The organism is Sphingobium sp. UBA5915 (assembly GCF_002431195.1).
Taxonomy (GTDB): Bacteria; Pseudomonadota; Alphaproteobacteria; order Sphingomonadales; family Sphingomonadaceae; genus Sphingobium; species Sphingobium soli.
In genome coordinates this window covers 513-17,323 of the sequence record NZ_DJDV01000092.1, presented here as the reverse complement: position 1 = coordinate 17,323, position 16,811 = coordinate 513, and the positions used below count along the sequence as shown (strand labels likewise).

Annotated in this window: 17 protein-coding genes; 3 read left to right on the top strand and 14 right to left on the bottom strand. The window is 65.9% G+C overall.

Going from position 1 to position 16,811, the window contains the following annotated elements; translation table 11 throughout:
* From B2V90_RS16265 to B2V90_RS16230, 8 genes are all read right to left on the bottom strand, one after another.
* A partial coding sequence (locus B2V90_RS16265; RefSeq protein WP_293922320.1) for a hypothetical protein occupies positions 1–349 on the bottom strand: 349 nt, incomplete at its 3' end.
* Positions 346–1,674 carry a FliI/YscN family ATPase gene (locus B2V90_RS16260; protein WP_009820830.1) on the bottom strand — a complete coding sequence of 443 codons (1,329 nt, stop codon included), beginning with the start codon at positions 1,672–1,674 and terminating at the stop codon, positions 346–348. The genes B2V90_RS16265 and B2V90_RS16260, both read right to left, overlap by 4 nt.
* Positions 1,671–2,309, bottom strand: coding sequence for a FliH/SctL family protein (locus B2V90_RS16255; protein WP_228221755.1), 639 nt, complete (start codon positions 2,307–2,309; stop codon positions 1,671–1,673). Before B2V90_RS16255 ends, B2V90_RS16260 begins: the two co-directional genes overlap by 4 nt.
* Positions 2,302–3,318, bottom strand: a complete 1,017-nt coding sequence (gene fliG / locus B2V90_RS16250) for a flagellar motor switch protein FliG (protein WP_228221756.1) — start codon at positions 3,316–3,318, stop codon at positions 2,302–2,304. The genes B2V90_RS16255 and fliG overlap by 8 nt, the downstream gene beginning before the upstream one ends.
* The gene (gene fliF, locus B2V90_RS16245; RefSeq protein WP_009820827.1) at positions 3,311–5,071 is read right to left on the bottom strand and encodes a flagellar basal-body MS-ring/collar protein FliF; all 1,761 of its coding nucleotides are present in this window, start codon (positions 5,069–5,071) and stop codon (positions 3,311–3,313) included. Before fliF ends, fliG begins: the two co-directional genes overlap by 8 nt.
* Positions 5,072–5,074: 3 nt before the next feature.
* Complete coding sequence (gene fliE, locus B2V90_RS16240; RefSeq protein WP_228221757.1) at positions 5,075–5,434, bottom strand: flagellar hook-basal body complex protein FliE; 360 nt, start codon at positions 5,432–5,434, stop codon at positions 5,075–5,077.
* A 14-nt stretch (positions 5,435–5,448) separates the two neighbouring features.
* The gene (locus tag B2V90_RS16235) at positions 5,449–6,717 is read right to left on the bottom strand and encodes a sigma 54-interacting transcriptional regulator (RefSeq protein WP_228221758.1); all 1,269 of its coding nucleotides are present in this window, start codon (positions 6,715–6,717) and stop codon (positions 5,449–5,451) included.
* An 84-nt stretch (positions 6,718–6,801) separates the two neighbouring features.
* The gene (locus B2V90_RS16230) at positions 6,802–7,116 is read right to left on the bottom strand and encodes a hypothetical protein (RefSeq protein WP_228221759.1); all 315 of its coding nucleotides are present in this window, start codon (positions 7,114–7,116) and stop codon (positions 6,802–6,804) included.
* Between B2V90_RS16230 and B2V90_RS16225 the strand changes: the two genes are divergently transcribed.
* From B2V90_RS16225 to mdoH, 3 genes are all read left to right on the top strand, one after another.
* Positions 7,034–7,849, top strand: coding sequence for a flagellin (locus B2V90_RS16225; RefSeq protein WP_037542052.1), 816 nt, complete (start codon positions 7,034–7,036; stop codon positions 7,847–7,849). The two genes, B2V90_RS16230 and B2V90_RS16225, sit on opposite strands and share 83 nt — an antisense overlap.
* A 211-nt stretch (positions 7,850–8,060) precedes the next feature.
* On the top strand, positions 8,061–9,569 hold the full coding sequence (locus tag B2V90_RS16220; protein ID WP_228221869.1) for a glucan biosynthesis protein: 1,509 nt from the start codon (positions 8,061–8,063) through the stop codon (positions 9,567–9,569).
* Positions 9,570–9,633: 64 nt separating this feature from the next.
* Entirely contained in the window at positions 9,634–11,514 is a 1,881-nt protein-coding gene (gene mdoH, locus B2V90_RS16215; RefSeq protein WP_228221760.1) for a glucans biosynthesis glucosyltransferase MdoH, read from the top strand.
* A gap of 42 nt (positions 11,515–11,556) precedes the next feature.
* On the opposite strand, the gene B2V90_RS16210 is transcribed toward mdoH, so the two are convergent.
* The 6 genes from B2V90_RS16210 to B2V90_RS16185 all read right to left on the bottom strand — a co-directional run bounded on the left by B2V90_RS16210 (position 11,557) and on the right by B2V90_RS16185 (position 16,651).
* The gene (locus tag B2V90_RS16210; RefSeq protein ID WP_228221761.1) at positions 11,557–12,288 is read right to left on the bottom strand and encodes a sigma-70 family RNA polymerase sigma factor; all 732 of its coding nucleotides are present in this window, start codon (positions 12,286–12,288) and stop codon (positions 11,557–11,559) included.
* 18 nt (positions 12,289–12,306) lie between these two features.
* Entirely contained in the window at positions 12,307–14,439 is a 2,133-nt protein-coding gene (flhA, locus tag B2V90_RS16205) for a flagellar biosynthesis protein FlhA (protein ID WP_228221762.1), read from the bottom strand.
* A 9-nt stretch (positions 14,440–14,448) separates the two neighbouring features.
* Positions 14,449–15,282, bottom strand: a complete 834-nt coding sequence (locus tag B2V90_RS16200) for a lytic transglycosylase domain-containing protein (protein WP_228221763.1) — start codon at positions 15,280–15,282, stop codon at positions 14,449–14,451.
* A 145-nt stretch (positions 15,283–15,427) separates the two neighbouring features.
* Positions 15,428–15,736, bottom strand: coding sequence for a hypothetical protein (locus B2V90_RS16195; protein ID WP_009820817.1), 309 nt, complete (start codon positions 15,734–15,736; stop codon positions 15,428–15,430).
* Between the two features lie 12 nt (positions 15,737–15,748).
* On the bottom strand, positions 15,749–16,024 hold the full coding sequence (gene flgM / locus B2V90_RS16190) for a flagellar biosynthesis anti-sigma factor FlgM (RefSeq protein WP_009820816.1): 276 nt from the start codon (positions 16,022–16,024) through the stop codon (positions 15,749–15,751).
* Positions 16,025–16,069: 45 nt separating this feature from the next.
* Positions 16,070–16,651 (bottom strand): flagella basal body P-ring formation protein FlgA, encoded by a 582-nt coding sequence (locus B2V90_RS16185; RefSeq protein WP_228221764.1) that lies wholly within the window; start codon positions 16,649–16,651, stop codon positions 16,070–16,072.
* Between the last annotated feature and the right edge of the window lie 160 nt (positions 16,652–16,811).

Here is a 16,811-nt window from a genome sequence, read left to right as displayed (position 1 = left end):
TCGCGCGGGCGCGGTCCTTGAGGCGGCTGGCAATTTCCTTCTCGCGGTTCGCTGCAAGAGTCATGCCTTCTTTGGCCTCGACATTGCGGCGCGCGTCATAGAGCGCGCCATCGAGCTGGCGGCTGGCCTGCTCCAGGCGCGTCGCAAGTTCCTGCATCGCAGCGAAGGACGCGCCATTGGCCATGCCCTGCGTGTCGAACAGTTCGTCGCGCACGGCGCGCAGCCGCTCCAGATTATGGGCGATGCCATTGGCCTCGTCCCGCGCACGCGCGGTTTCGGCGACCGCCATAGAATGCTGGACCGCACGCACGCGCAGCACGCGATGGCGGCGATTGACCAGCCCCTTCACGCGCCAAAACCGGCAATGAGCGCGGCGGCGCTGGTGTCGAGGTCGATGCGGCTTTTCTGGTCCTGCCGGATGAAGTCGAGGATTTCCTGCCGGCGCTTGACCGCTTCGTCGATCACCGGGTCATTGCCGGGGCGATAGGCGCCCATCAGGATGAGGTCACGATTTTCCTCATAGGCGGCCCACAGGCGGCGATAGCCGGCGGCGGCCTGGCGATGGTCGTCGGGGACGACGTCCGCCATGACGCGCGACAGGGACTTGCCGATGTCGATGGCGGGGAAGATCGCCTGTTCCGACAATTGGCGCGACAGCACGAAATGCCCGTCGACAATGGCGCGGGCGGCATCGACGATCGGATCGTCGGTGTCATCGCCATCGGCCAGCACGGTGTAGAGCGCGGTGATCGACCCGCCGGTGCGCGCGTCGACGCCGGCGCGCTCGACAAGCCGGGGAATGAGCGCGAGCGCCGAGGGCGGATAGCCCTTCATCGCGGGCGGCTCACCCAGCGCCAGCCCGATTTCGCGCTGGGCATGGGCGCAGCGGGTCAGGCTGTCGATCAGCAGCAGCACCTTCTTGCCACGGGCGCGGAAATATTCGGCGATGGCGGTCGCGCGGGCGGCAGCGCGCAGCCGCAGCACCGGCGGATGATCGGCCGGCACGGCGACGACGATCGACTTGTGCATCGCGTTCTTGAGCTTGGTTTCCAGGAAGTCGCTGACTTCGCGCCCGCGTTCGCCAATCAGGCCCGTGACGACGATGTCGGCTTCCGCGCCGGCGATCATCTGGCCCATCAGCACCGACTTGCCGACGCCAGACCCGGCGATGATGGCGATGCGCTGGCCGCGCCCGGCGGTGAGCAAGGCGTTGACCGCGCGCACGCCCAGGTCAAAGGGTTCGGTGACGCGGCCGCGATCGAGGACATTGCCCTTGACGCCATTGAGCGGCCAGGTGCCGCCCGTGATGATCGGCCCCTTGCGGTCCAGCGGCTGGCCCATGGCGTCGATGACGCGGCCGATCAGTCCGTCGCCAACCTGCACCATATTCGCCTGGCTGTCCGGTTCGACGCGAATGCCGTTTTCCAGCGGCGCGTCGGCGTCGAGCGGCACCAGCAGGGTGCGATCACCGCGAAAGCCGACGACTTCGGCGCGGCAGACCGACCCATCGCTCGCCAGCACCCGCGCGCCCGACCCGATCGGGCGGCGGAAACCGGTGACTTCCAGCATGCCCGCATCATGGCTGACCAACCGGCCGACATGGCGCGGGGCGCGGTTCTGCACCTGCAAATGATCGAACAGATGTTCCGCCTGACGCAGCGCTGCCTGGATCATGATTTGCCTTCCATGTCATCCATCAGCGCGCGCAGGCGCGACAGGCGCACGTCCGGGCCATCCTCGACCCAGCCGTCCGCCGTTTCCAGCCGCACGCAACCGCGCTGCATGCTCTTGTCGGCGACCATCGGCACGCCGATCGTCTCGCCTTCCAGCAGCGCGACGTCGTCGGGATGCAGGTGCAGCGCGCTTTTGTCCTGATTGCTTTCGATGAAGGCCGCGACAGTGTCGCATCGGTCGATCAGTCGCTCCAGATCGATCTCTACCTCGCCGACAATTTGTTCGACGAGGCGCACGACGGTTGCGGACAACATGGTCGACAACATGCCGCTGGGCGCGGGCGCGAGCAGGTCCAGCGCCTCGGCCAGGCGCGCGCGCGCATCGGTATCGGCGGAATTGGCCTCGGCGGTGACGCGGCAGCCTTCGTCGAAGCCCAGCGTGAAAGCCTCCATACGGGCTTCCTCGACCAGGTCGATTTCCGGCTCTACCTCGACCACCGCGCCGCGCATCGCGGCGGTCAGCTGGCCCGCAGGCGCGGTGTAAAGGCTGCGAAAGCCGCCTTCGGCCGGGCGGAAGCCCGCGACCGTGACCGGCGCGACATCCCGAACCGCCTCTGCGCCCCAGATCCTAGACAAAGTCGTTGCCCTTTCCGCCGAGCATGATGGTGCCCGCGTCCGCCATGCGGCGCGCGGTCGCGATGATGAGTTTTTGCGCGTCGATCACTTCGGCCAGGCGAATAGGGCCGCGCTCCTCGATCTCGTCGGCGATCGCCTGCGCCGCGCGAGCGGACATGCAGCTGAAAATCTTGCCCTTGAGCATGTCGTTCGCGCCCTTGAGCGCAACCACCAGCACCGTGCTGTCGATCGTGCGCATCAGCGTGCCCAGATTCTTGTCGTCCATGTCGATGAGGTTGTCGAAGACGAACATCTCCTCCTCGATCGTCTGGGCGATCATCTTGTCGCGCTTGGCGACGGCCTTCATGATCCGCTGTTCATTGTCCTTCCGGACATTGTTCATGATCGCGGCCGCCTCAACCGTGCCGCCGCGCTGCGAGGCCGCGCCCTGCTTGGAGGCGGGACCGCGCAGCAACAGCTGCTCCAGATCCTCCAGCGCCTCGTTCGACACGGGGCCGAGCGTGGCGATACGATAGACGATTTCCTCCTGATATTCGGACGGCAGCAATTGCAGCACGTCGGCCGCGACCGGCGCCTCCAGATGCGCCAGCACGATCGCCATGATCTGGGGATGCTCCATTTCGATGAGCACCGCGATTTCCTTGGCATCCATCCATTTGAGCATTTCCAGCTTGGTGGAGCGGGTCGGCGGGGTGATGCGCGCCAGGATGGTTTCCGCGCGCTCCTCGCCCAGCGCCTTGGTCATCGCGCCGCGGATATGGCGGGTCGCGCCATAGCCGATGGTGGTGCGCTTCTTGGCCTTGGTGACGAAATGGTCGAGCGCCTCGTTCACTTCCTCCGGGTCGACATCCTGCACGTCATACATGGCATAGCCAAGCTGGCGCACTTCGTCGGGTTCCAGGCGGGAAAGGATCTGCGCGGCTTCATCCTCGTTGAACAGCATCAGCAGGACGGCGGCGGCGGCGCTGCCCTTGAGCGCCTCGGGACGGCCGGGGACGATCTCAGGCATTTTCCTTTTCCTTCTTCGCGTCCTTCAGCAGATCGCGCACCACCAGGGCGGCGCGATCCGGGTCCTGCTTCACGAAGTTGCGAATGAGGTCGGCGCGCTGCGCATAGTCATAGGTGGACGAAATCATGTCGAGCGTCACCGGGGCGGAGGGGTCGGCCGGATTGGCGACCGCCTGCTTGGTGAGTTCGGTCGAGATCGCCTGGCCGATCACCTGCTTCTGTTCGGCGCGTTCGGCAGCCGCAGCTTCCTGCGCGGCGGCGCGGCGTTTGAGCAGCGGGCGGCCGATGCCGAAGATCACCAGCAGCGCAACCAGCAAGGCCGACACGTTGCGCGCCAGCGGCGCGATCCAGTCCGCTTCATACCAGGGCGTCTCGGCGGTCGCTTCCTTGACGAAGCTGCGCGAGGAGAGCGCGACCACGTCGCCACGGGTCTGGTCGAAACCGACCGCGCCCTTCACCAATGCTTCCAGCGCGGCGATTTCCTGCGGCGAACGGGGCTTGCCGTCCGGGCCATTGTCCAGCGCGACCGCGACCGACAGCCGCTTGACCGTGCCGGTGGCGTCGCGGACGACGGACACTTCGCGGCCCAGTTCGAAATTGCGGTTGAAGGTTTCCTCGGTCTTCATCAGCGGATCGGCGGGCGTGCCGGGACCCTGCGCCTGCGCCGTCTGGCCCTGCGTCACCGCCTGGCCATTGGGGTTGGTCTGCGTGACCGTGGGGTCGACGGGCGCCTGGTTGCTGAGCGCGCCGGGGATGCCGCTCGCCTCGCCCTTGCCCTGCCCGCGCGGGTCGGACGCCCAGCTGCCCGCTTCGCTGCGCAGCCGCGCTTCGTCCTGCGGATAGGTTTCGCGGGTCGCCTGGCGTTCGGCGAAATTCAGTTCGGCATGGACTTCGGTTGAAAAATTGCCGTCGCCCAAAATCGGCGTCAGCAGCGCGATCACCGACTGGCGATAGCGATCCTCGATCTTGCCCTGCATCGCAAGCTGGCGGTCATCGCCCGCGTTGCCGTCATTGTCGGTCAGCAACCGGCCATTCTGGTCGACCAGCGAGATGTCGTCCGGGCTGAGTTCAGGGATGGAGGACGCGACCAGATGGACGATCGCGCTCACCTGCTGCTGGGTCAGTTGCCGGCCCTGCGCCAGGCGCAGCATCACTGATGCCGACGGCTTGGTGCGTTCGCGCAGGAACACGCTGGGTGGTTCGACGGCCAGATGAACCTTGGCGGTTTCGACGCTGTCGATCGCCTCGATCGTGCGAGCGAGGTCCATTTCGCGGGCCGAGCGCAGCTTTTCGCCCTCGACCGCGCGGCTGGCGCCCATCGGCAGGCTGTCGATCATGCTGTTGCCGTCGGGCGCACTCTTGGGCAGGCCCTGGGCGGCGAGCATCATCTTCGCCTTGAAATAATCATCTTCCGCGACCGTCATCGCGCCCGAATTGTCGAAGTCGTAGCGCACGCCATTCTGGTCCAGCACCTGCGCAACGGCCGACTTGTCGGAATCGGGCAGGCCCCGGAACAGGTCGCGCTGCGGCGGCTCGCGCAGCGCGAGCCAGGCCGCGCCGGCGACCGCGACGGTGCCAATGAGGCCCAGCAGCGGCAGGCTTTTCGCCACGGCGGGCTGTTTCATGAAGCCGGTGACGCGCGCCTTGATCGCGTCCATACCCTTGGCGCCATTGCCGCCAAAGCCGGTGGTCGCCCCTGCGGGCAGAGCGGGCGCTGCGGCGCCGACGGCGGTGGAAAGTGCGTTCTCGCTCATCGATTATACCGGCATGCTCATGATGTCCTTGTAGGCGGACAGGAGTTTGTTGCGGACTTGCAGGGTCGCTTCGAAGCTGACCGACGCCTGTTGCTTGGCCAGCATGACGCCGGCGATGTCGGTGGTTTCGCCACGCTCGAACGAGGCGGCGGCCTCACCGGCCTGCGTTTGCAAGCCATTGACCTGTTGCAGCGCGCTGCTCAGCGCCTCGGTAAAGGCGCCGGGCTTGCTGTCCTGCACACCGCCCGTCGCGCCTGCACCAGCGGCGGGGCCGGTCTGGGCGATATCGCGCAGCGCGGCGTTCTTTTGCAGGATGGCGTTGCGGATCGCCATCACGCTGTCCGTGGGGGAAATGCCGTTCATGTCACGCGCTCCTGTCAGGCGGCGGCAAGGTCACGCATCTCGGCGAGCCGATAGCGCAGGGTGCGTTCCGAAATGCCCAGCTTGCGCGCGGCGGCGGCACGGTGGCCGTCGGTTTCGCGCAGCGCCAGCCGCACCGCTTCCAGCTTGGAATGGCGGGTCAGGTCGCGCAGCAGGATCGGTTCGGCGGCGCTCATCGGCGCGGCAGTGCCGGCAACGACGCGCAGCGGCTGCGGCGCGCCGGCCATGTGCAGGTCGTCGGCGTCGATCCGGTCGCCCTCGCGCAGCACCAGCGCGCGCTGGAGCACATTGCCCAGTTCACGGGCATTGCCGGGCCAGCCATGGGCGGCCAGTTTGTCGAGCGCGGCGGCGGTCGGCCAGACGAAGCCAGCCTTTGCGCCGTCCTGTTGGCGCAACAGCATGGCGGCGGCGATCGCGGCGATGTCGCCCCGGCGTTCGGCCAGCGGGCGCAGTTCCAGCGCCATGACGTTCAGGCGCCAGTAAAGATCTTCGCGGAAGCGCCCGGCGGCGACTTCGGCGGCGAGGTTGCGGTTGCACGCGGCGATGATGCGGACATTGACCGGCACCGGATGCGTCGCGCCCACGGGGAGCACTTCGCCTTCCTGCAAGGCGCGCAGCAGCTTGGCCTGAAGCGCCAGCGGCAGCTCGGCGATTTCATCGAGGAACAGCGTGCCGCCATCGGCCGCCAGGAACAGGCCTTCGGACGATTGGGCCGCGCCGGTGAAGCTGCCCTTCTTGTGCCCGAACAGCATCGCTTCCATCATGGTTTCGGGCAGCGCCGCGCAGTTGACGGCGATGAAGTCATGCGCGGTGCGGCCGGACCGCGCGTGAAGGAAGCGCGCCATGCCTTCCTTGCCGGTGCCGGTGTCGCCCTGGATGAGGACAGTGGCGTCGCTGCGCGCGACTCGGGCGGCAAGCGACATGAGATGCGCGCTGGCGGCATCGCCGACCGCGGGAACCGATACGGGCCTGGCGAGTTCGGCGATCAGGGCAAAGGCAAAGCCCATGTCCTCAAGGCCGAAGGCGACACGGGCCGGCAAGCCATTGGCGGCAGCTACCAGCGATGGCGCGCCGTCGATCAGGCTGATCAGGATGTCGCGATGCGTTGCGTGACCGATCTCGGTCGCCAGCAGCACGCGGCGGCTGTCCTTTTCACGCGGGCTTTGCGCATCGACGATACGGACGCTGTAGAAAGCATTTTCGAGCCAGTGCTGCAGCCCGGGAACGAGCGCGCAGACCCCACGGCTCACGTCAAACGATGACATGAACTTTTCCCACCTATTTGTCTGGCTTGTGCCCCCGCACGCCCCAGTCCCTTCGATGGTTAACTTTTACCCGTTCCGTGGTTATCAGATGGTTAACACGGCAAGTTTGTTGCCGCTTGCCGGCAAATAATTTCCGCCGCTGCCGCCGCTTGCAGGCTCTAGATTATCGCGCGCGCGTAAAAAGCCCTGAAAACCGGCCGATTCCAGAAAAATCGCATATAGCCCTAAAAGCCTCAGCCGCCCCGCCGTTATCCCCTTTCGAGGCCGCAAGCAGCCTGATGGCAGCGACCTGATCGACACACGGAAAGGGAATATCATGACTGTTATCGGAACCAACACCGCAGCGCTGCGCTCGGCCAACGCTTCCTCGATGGCCAGCAAGTCGCTGAGCACCGCCATGGAGCGCCTGTCGACCGGCAAGCGCATCAACAGCGCCAAGGACGACGCCGCCGGCCTCGCCATCGCTTCGTCGATGACCGCACAGATCAAGGGCATGACCCAGGGCGTCCGCAACGCCAATGACGGCATCAGCCTGGCGCAGACGGCCGAAGGCGGCCTGGGCGAAGTCAGCAACATGCTGCAGCGTATGCGTGAACTGACGGTTCAGGCGCTGAACGGCACCAACGACGCCGACGCCAAGAGCAACATCCAGGCGGAAATCTCGCAGCTCGCCACCCAGATCACCGACACGCTGGCGAACACCGAATTCAACGGCACCAAGCTGTTCGACGGTTCGACCGCCACGGTCAGCATCCAGGCCGGCGCGAACGCCGCCGACACGGTCGACATCGACCTGGACGACGTCGCTGGCAACGCCGACGTGACCGCAGCGCTCGCCGTCGACGCCACCACGGCGACGACCGCTGACCTCGCCACCTTCGACGATGCGCTCAAGGCGATCGCGACGACCCGTGCGAACCTGGGTGCGGTGCAGAACCGCCTCGAATCGACGGTGAACAACCTGACCAACAACATCACCAGCCTGACCGACGCCAAGAGCCGCATCGAAGACGCCGACTTCTCGGCCGAAACAACCGCGCTCGCCAAGCAGCAGATCCTGAGCCAGGCGTCGACCGCGATGCTGGCCCAGGCAAACCAGAGCCAGCAGGGCGTGCTCAAGCTGATCGGCTAAGACTGACGATATTGGACGGCTGAGGCCTTGGTCACCGCCAGCCGTCCAATGGAGCTTCCGGCGCATCAACAGTCCCCACCGCGCCGGCGGCGACACCTTCGATCGAACGACCTACCTATTTGAAGCCTCCGTCCCCCCGGGCGGAGGCTTCTTCGTTTCGGGATGGATACAAGTCCTGGCTTGATCGTTTTGCCGCTCGATGAGCCAGACCATGACCCAGATCGACCGGCGCGCGATGATCGCGGCCTCGGGCGCTGCCCTCCTCCTGCCCTCGACGCTTCACGCGCAAGGCCTGACCGGCAACCGCCCCACGCCCTTTTCCTGGGACCGGCTGGTGGCGCAGGCGCAGCAGTTGACCCGCACCCCCTTCAAGGAAACCCCCGCCCATCCGGGTGCGGCCAAGGTCGACTATATCGCCCAGCATGAAGCGCGCTTTCGCGACGACCGCACCTTGTGGGGCGACCTGCCCGGTGACACTGGCATCCGCTTCTTCCCGCTGTCGCAATATTCGACCCAGCCGGTCAGCATCGCTACGGTCGAAAATGGCCGGGCGACGCCGCTGCGCTATGATGCCGACATGTTCGACGCGCCGGCCGGCAATGCGGTAAAGGCGCTTGGCCCCAATGCGGGCTTTGCCGGTTTTCGCATCATGAACGCGGCACGCGACGGCGACTGGCTGTCCTTCCTAGGCGCGAGCTATTTCCGCGCGCCCAGCCCGCAAAAGCAGTTCGGCCTGTCCGCCCGCGCCATCGCGATCAACACGAGCCTGGGCAAAGAGGAATTTCCCCGCTTCACCCATTTCTGGCTGGAGCGAACGGGCAAGAGCAGCGTCACAATCTATGCCTTGCTCGACGGCGCGTCGATTACCGGGGCCTACCGATTCGTCAGCCGATTGGGGGCCGATGGCGTCACGCAGGATGTAACCGCCGTCCTTTTCCCGCGCCGGCCGATCGAGGAACTGGGGCTGATGGCGATGACCAGCATGTTCTGGTATGATCAGGCGAACCGGGGCAAGGGCACCGACTGGCGGCCCGAAATCCACGACAGCGACATATTGTCGATCGCCAGCGCCGACGGCACCGCCCATGCCCGTCCGATCATCAACCCGCCCAACCCACTGGTAAGCGCCTTTGCCGAGCGCGATCCCAAGGGCTTCGGCCTGGTCCAGCGCGACCGCGATTTCGACCATTATCAGGATGACGGGGTCTATTATGATCGCCGCCCGACGCTGTGGGCCGCCCCGTCCGCTCCGCTGGGCGCGGGCGAAGTGCGACTCTACAGCTTTCCGACCGACAGCGAATATACCGACAATGTCGTCGCCTACTGGGCGCCGTCGGCGCCTGCGACACCGGGCCAGCGGATCGACGCCAGCTATCGCGTGGACTGGAGCGCAGCGCGCGCACCCGCGTCGGAAGCGCTGGGGAACGAGGTCGCGATCGTCCAGAATGTCTGGCGCGGGCGCGGCGACGAAGAAGGCAGCGACCGGCTGGTCATCGATTTTGCCGGCGTCACCGATGGCGCAAAGCCCGAAATCTGGACCGACATCGGCGCGGGCACGATGATCAAGACAGCGGGCTATCCCGTGCTCGGCCAGCCTGGCCTGTATCGCATGGTGCTCGACCTCAAGCGCGAAGGGGCCGGGCTGACCGATATTCGGGCGCAGTTGCGGCTGGGCGATCGTGCAATCAGCGAATATGTGCACTATCCTGTCGGACCCTGAGCGGAACCGTTACGGACCCGATCGGTTCTGACGCTTTGGGTCAACAGGGAACGGGGCCGAAATCATGGACGAGCACGTCGTGCCGACGACCGACCCGCCGGCCGGGGACAAGCCCCTGCCCCGCGCCTTTGAACAGGTGCCCGCGCAAAGTCCGCTCGCCATGCCGGAGCAGGATTTCGACACGACGCCGCCGCTGATCGCGCGGCGCCGCTTCAATATCGACCTGTGGGCGCGCCGCCTGCTGGTGATCGCGCTGACGCTGATCCCTGCCGCGCTGGCCGCCCATGAAATGCGCCGGTCCATCGGGCTGGACGGCATCAGCGCGTTGGAGGGTGTCTATCTCGCCCTCTTCATCTCCCTTTTCGCCTGGATCGCCTTCGGCTTTGCGACCGCCGCCATCGGGTTCCTGCTGCTGACCGTGGGCAAGGGGCGCAGCGTCACCCCCCGCCCCCTGCGCGCGTCCGAACCGCTGCGCGGCAAGACCGCGATCCTGCTGCCGGTGTGCAATGAGGATTTTCTGGGCGTGCTTGGCCGCCTGTCGATCATGGAGCGCAGCCTGGCGCAGGTGATGGGCCGGGAGCGGTTCGAATTCTTCATCCTGTCCGATTCAAACGTGGAAAGCGGCGAAACCGAAAAGCGCGCCTATCTGGAAATGCGCGACTCTTTTTCGCGCCCGGTCCATTATCGCCGCCGCGCGCTCAATATCGGGCGCAAGCCTGGCAATATCGCCGAATGGGTAACGCGTTTTGGTGGCGGCTATGATCACATGATCGTGCTGGACGCCGACAGCATCATGAGCGGGCAGACCATGGCGCGGCTGGCCGCCGATATGGAGCGGCACCCGCATGTCGGCCTTATCCAGACCGTGCCCACAGTCATGGGCGCGGCAACGCTGTTCGCGCGCTGGCAGCAATTTGCCAGCCGCCTGTTCGGCCCGATTTCCGCCGCTGGCATGATCTGGTGGGCGGGCAGCGAAGGCATGTTCTGGGGCCATAACGCCATCGTGCGCGTGCGCGCCTTCGCCGAAAGCTGCGGCCTGCCCGAACTGCCCGGTCGCGCACCCTTTGGCGGCCATATATTAAGCCACGACATGCTGGAAGCCGCGCTGTTGCGCCGGCGCGGCTGGGACGTGCATATGGTGACGGCGGACGACAGTTTCGAAGAATTTCCGCCGTCCATGCCCGACCTGTTCACCCGCGACCGCCGCTGGTGCCAGGGCAATATCCAGCATGTGCCGCTGCTGATCCGCATTGCGGGCCTGCACCCTCTAAGCCGGTTCCAGCTGCTGGTCGGGGCGACCGCCTATTGCACATCCCCCATGTGGCTGGCGCTGATGCTGGTGGTGCTGGGCGGCGCGGCCAGCGGCATCTGGCCGCCGGCAGAGGTGCTGCCATCGGGCGCCCTGCTGGGCGTTACGGCGCTGCTGTTGTTCGGCCCGAAAATCCTCGCGATATTCTGGGCGATGGCGGACCCGGCGCGGCGCATCGGCTTTGGCGGCGCAGTGCGCATGACGCGCGGCGTCCTAGTCGACATCATCCTGTCCATCCTGATGGCGCCGGTCGCGATGCTGACCCAGACGATCAACCTTGTCACCATATTGATGGGTCGCAAGGCCAGCTGGAACGGCCAGACCCGCGACCGCGACGGCATGGCGATCAGCAGTGCGATCTGGCTGTTCAAATGGCATATCTTGCTGGGCGTCGGCCTGACCTGGCTGGCGGTGGAGGCGGGCGCGGTCGGCTGGACCCTGCCAGTGGTCGCGGGCCTGTTTGCAGCGCCCTTGCTTGCGGCGATTACCGCGCGCAAGGATTTGGGCGCACGGGCGGAAAGAAGCGGTCTGTTCCAGGTCGCCGACCCATGGTGGCGAACGCAAAGCTATCGCCCTCTGCGTTTCCGCTGGCCCAATGGCGAAAAGCGCCGCGCGATCGCGGCCAACGACGAATAGTCAAAAACGCGCCCCGACTGATAGCGGGCTACGCTGCGCCCGTCACTCGTCCCAATCGCGCAGTTTCTCGCGCAGCTTGTCGAGCGCGGCCTTCTTGATCTGGCACACGCGCGCCGCGCCGATGTCCAGCGTCTGGCCGATTTCCTCCAGGTTCATTTCCTCGACGAAATAGAGTTGCAGCACCATCGCCTCGCGCTGGGGCAGTTCGCTGATGCAGGCGGCCAGCGCCTTTTTCAGCGATTCGCGCTCCAGCACCTGGTCGGCGCGGTCCTCGACATCGGCGAACCACATGGACTGGTCGGAATAGACTTCGTCCATGCTGGTATGCTGGACCATTTCGACGCTGTCGGCGGCCTCGCGATAGGCGGCCGGCTCCAGCCCCATCTCGCTCGACATTTCCGCCTCGGTCGGCAACCGGCCCAGCTGCTGCTCCAGCCGATTGCGGACCCCGGCAATTTCTTTCCGCCTCGCCATTGCCGACCGGCAAAGCGTTGCCTGCCGCCGCAGATGGTCGATCATCGCGCCGCGCACGCGCAGTTGCGCATAGGCGGCAAAGCCAAGCCCGCGATCCTCGAAACTGTTGGCGGCCTCGACCAGCGCGACCATGCCGATCTGAAGCAGATCCTCGACCTCGATGGCGGTCGAAACCCGCCCATGGACATGCCAGGCGATCTTGCGCACCAGCGGCATATATTGGCGGGCCAGCCGCTCGGGGCTATGCTCGCCCGGCTTGCCGTAGGTATGGGCGCCAACCGCGATCTTGTTCATATACATGACCTAGTCCCAGTTTCCTCAAGCCACGCGTTCGCGCATCTGATCCGGCCGGGGCAGCGGATCATGACGGGGCGTTGGCCGCGACTCATTGCCTACCACCGCAACCACTTCCACACCCTTACCGTCGGGAATTTCCAGGAAGGACAGGACCGGCGTTTCGGGCAAATGCGGCTTGAACAGGCGCGCGAGCGCGCGCCGCGCAACAGGTGATGTGACGATGGCGAAAGTGCGCGCCTGGCCCAGCATCGGGCGGGCGGCGTTCACCACCTGCTCCACGATGCGGTTGGCAAGGCTCGGCTCGATCGGATGGCGGGCATCGCCTGCGACGCGCATCGCCTGCGCCAGCATCGCTTCCAGCTCGCCGTCCAGCGTAATGACCGGCAGCGGCATCTTCACCGGCACCAGCCCTTGGATGATGAGCGCGCCGATGCGCTGGCGCACCGATTCGACCAGCTGCTCGTGGCTCATGTCGGGGCGACCGCCATCGACCATCGCCTCGCAGATGCGGCGGAAATCCTTGAGCGCGATGCCTTCGCTCAGCAGTGCGCGGCACAGCGCGCTGATCTGCGTGAGGTTCAGCAGGCCCGGCGTCAGCCCATCGACCAGTTGCGGCGCGACATCCTTGAGATTGTCGAGCAGCTTGCGCGCTTCGTCCAGGCCGAACATTTCGGCCGCGTTCATCGCGATCAACTGGTTGAGATGCGTCGCGACCACCGTCGGCGGATCGACCACAGTATAGCCCGCGACCACCGCCTCGCTGCGCTTGGCCTGCGAAATCCAAACCGCGTCGAGGCCAAAGGTCGGGTCCTTGGCCGGTCGGCCGGTGACGGTGCCTTCCAGCGCGCCGCTGTCGAGCGCCAGCAGGTCATCGGGCCAGATTTCGTCCTCGCCAACGACGACGCCGGCGATGGTGATGCGATACTGGTTCGGCTCCAGCGCCAGATTGTCCTTCACGCGGACCATCGGCACGACGAAGCCCAGTTCCTTGGACAGCTGGCGACGGATGCCGGTAATGCGGGCCATGAGCGGCGCGCCCTTGCGCTCGTCCACCAGCGAAATCAGGCCATAGCCAATCTCCAGCCCCAGGATCGCGCCGTCCGACACGTCGTCCCATTCGATAAGCGCGGGGTTGGGCGCGGGCGGTGGCGGCGCGGGTTCGGCGGCCTTTTTCTGGCTCGCCTTGCGCAGCTGCCACGCGATACCGCCGGCAACGGCAGCGGCCGGCAGGATGATCATGTGCGGCATGCCCGGCAGGATGCCCAGGAAGCCCAGGATCGCAGCGACCGGCACCCAGGCCCGACCCGACCCGAACTGGCTGGCGACCTGACCCGACAGATCCTGCTCGCTCTTGACGCGGGTGACGATGGATGCCGCCGCGATCGAGAGCAGCAGCGCGGGAATCTGCGCCACCAGCGCGTCGCCGATCGCCAGGATGATGTAGGTCTGCGCAGCCTCGCCAATGGCCAGGCCATGGCTGACCACACCCAATATGATGCCGCCGATGATGTTGATGACCAGGATCAGGATGCCCGCAACCGCGTCACCCTTCACAAACTTGCTGGCGCCGTCCATCGACCCGTAGAAATCCGCCTCGGTCGCGACTTCGGCGCGGCGGATCTTGGCCTCTTCCGGGGTCAGCAGGCCCGCATTCAAATCGGCGTCGATCGCCATCTGCTTGCCCGGCAGGGCGTCCAGGGTGAAGCGCGCCGACACTTCGGACACGCGGCCCGCGCCCTTGGTGATGACGACCAGGTTGATGATCATCAGGATGGCGAAGACGAAGATGCCCACCACATAATCGCCGCCGATCAGGAAGTGGCCGAACGCCTCGATTACCTGCCCCGCCGCGTCCGCGCCTTCATGCCCCGACACCAGCACCACGCGGGTCGAGGCGACGTTGAGCGCCAGGCGCAGCAAAGTCGCAAACAGAAGGACCGTCGGGAAGCTCGAGAAATCGAGCGGCTTGGCGGCGTTCAGCGCCACCATCAGCACAGCGAGCGAGATCATGATGTTGGTGATGAAGCCGATGTCCAGCATGACCGCCGGGACCGGCACCATCATGAACAGGACCACCATCAGGGTCGCGAAGGGCAGCACCGCGCCCTTGACGGCGCTCATCCAGATCTTCGCTTTGACTTGGGCAGGGGACATGGTCGGCCGTTACCTTCCGAGGGTGGCAAGCATGAGATAGGCAAGACGCGCCGTCTGCGGCTGCGGCCGGACGGTGACGTCGGGCTGCTGGCTGAGGCGCTGGGTTTCGATCCGCACATAATCGGCGGGCTGGACGGTCCGTGCGCCACTCGGCAGGCTGGCGGCGGCGCTGGAGGCGTCGGCATATTGGACCGGGCCGCCCAGGCTGTCGGAGCTTTTCTGCAACTTGGCGGCGAAACGGTCGCGAATTTCCGAAAAGCTGCGCGCATTGCCGGACCGGTCGTAAAAGATCGAGCGGTTAGCGCGCGCGGCGGACGGGAAGAGCGAGGCGGCGCTCGCCTCGGGCGCGCGGTCATGGACCGACAGGAATTTGGTCGCCCCGCCCACCCCCAGGAAATGCGCGAGATAGAGATCGACCGGCTCAGCCTCCCGGCCCAACTTCGATTCCAGATAGGCCTTATTGTCGGCGGCATGCTGCGCGGCCATCACCGAGGCGGTTTCGGGATGCTTGCGCAGATCGAGAATCTGCTGGCGCAATCGCGGGTCGGACACATGATAGCGGCCGTTGCTGCCCTGGCTGATCGCGTCCGACGCCCAGCCCAGCCCATATTCGCTGCCATGCTTGTCGATGACGGCAAGCCAGCTCTGGTCGATGAACTGATAAAGGCCGGTGGCGGAGGAGGTGGTGGCGCGCGCCGTCGGATTGAGGCTCGATTCGATCTTCGCCTGCCCCAGCAGATAGCTGAAATCGACACCCGTGCGCCGGCTCGCCATGGCGATCGCGTTGGTCACGCGATTGCCGGTCGATCCGGAAGTTGCCGAAATGTCTGCGAATGCCGACACGATGCTCTAAATCCCCAATTGCTAGCGAGGACATTAGAGCAAGGCTTGTGCCAAGATTTGGTTAACGCGCAGGCAGGAATTTGTCCGCCCCGCAACGAAAAACGGCGCCCGAAGGCGCCGCTTTAGGTTTAACGCAGAAAATTTTTCAGCGGCCGTAGGTCAGTGGCGCGGCGCGCGCGCCGTGCGACGCCAGGATGGACAGGCGCTGGCTCGCATGATCGGCCAGCAGATTGACGCGCACCCGCGCGCTTTCGATCAGCGGCAGCATCGCGCTGATCCGCTCCACTACCGCCGGGTCGGACCGCCAGGCGCCGATGGCGCGCACCCCGGCGGCGGCGCGGCTGACCCGGTCGCTCGCCTGCTCGATCGCCGACACGTCACTGCCGGTCAGCGCGTCGCGCAGGCCGTCAAATGCTGCGAACAGATCATCGAGGGCGGCAAGGCCGAGCGGCATGGCGGCAGATCCTTATTTCTGGGGCAAATCGAGTTCGAGCATGCGTTCGGCGATCGCATCCGCGTTCACCGGATAATTGCCCGACGCGATCGCGCTCTTGATCGCGGCAATCTTGTCCATGTCCACCGGCGCGCCTTCGGCCGCCATGCGGGCAGCGGGGCTGGCAACGTCCGCCGCTGCCGACGCCGGCACGGAACCGGTTGGCGCGGCAGCGCGCGTCTTGCCGCTTTCCCGCAGGCTGGTCGCGCCGATCGCATTGCCGATGCTCTGTCCAACAGAGTTGATCATGATCTTAATCCTTCACTCGTCCTTTGACCCTTATAACGGACAAGTTCAAAAATCATTAAATCCTGGAATGCGCACCATGCCCATTTCGACGATCTGGGCGAAAACCGGCGGACTTTTGCGGTCTTCGCGCACGCGGATCGTATCGCCGACCGCTCCGCCTTCGTCCGCGATCATCATGCGCGACACGCTGAAACTGGCATTGCCGGCCATCAGCTGCACCGGATCGCCCTTGCGCACCACATCTTCCCTGGGCGCGGCGGCGATAGCGGCGCGGGTAAAGCCGTTCGACGGCGCAGCGCGTGGATTGGAACCGGGCACGGGGCCATAGCTGGCGGCGGCGACACCCTTGACCAGCGGCACGCGGATGCGCCAGCCCAGTGCCTCGCACTTGACCATCGCAGCGCCGAACACCGGGCCTTCGACCGTGGGGGTGCTGGGACAGGACGCCAGGCGCAGCCGGCGATCGACAGGTGCGGCCGGACCGCCCGGCTCACCCATATCGGCGCCGACGGTCATCGCGACGAGGCTGTCGATGCGATCGAGATTTTCGAACGTCTGCTGCGCCAGCGCGGGCTGCACGGTGGCGAGCGCGGCGATGGCGGAGAGGAGGAACGAAAGGCGAAGCACGGCAGTCTCCTGTCAGGACTAAAGTTTCTGCCAGTCGAATACGCAATTTTCGTGCCAGTCGGTTCAACCCGCGGCTTTGCTGCCGGGGGCGACGCGGATCCATTGCCCCTGCCCCGCCTGCCCGTCCGCCTGGTCCAGGCCCCGGATTAGCAGCCGGTCG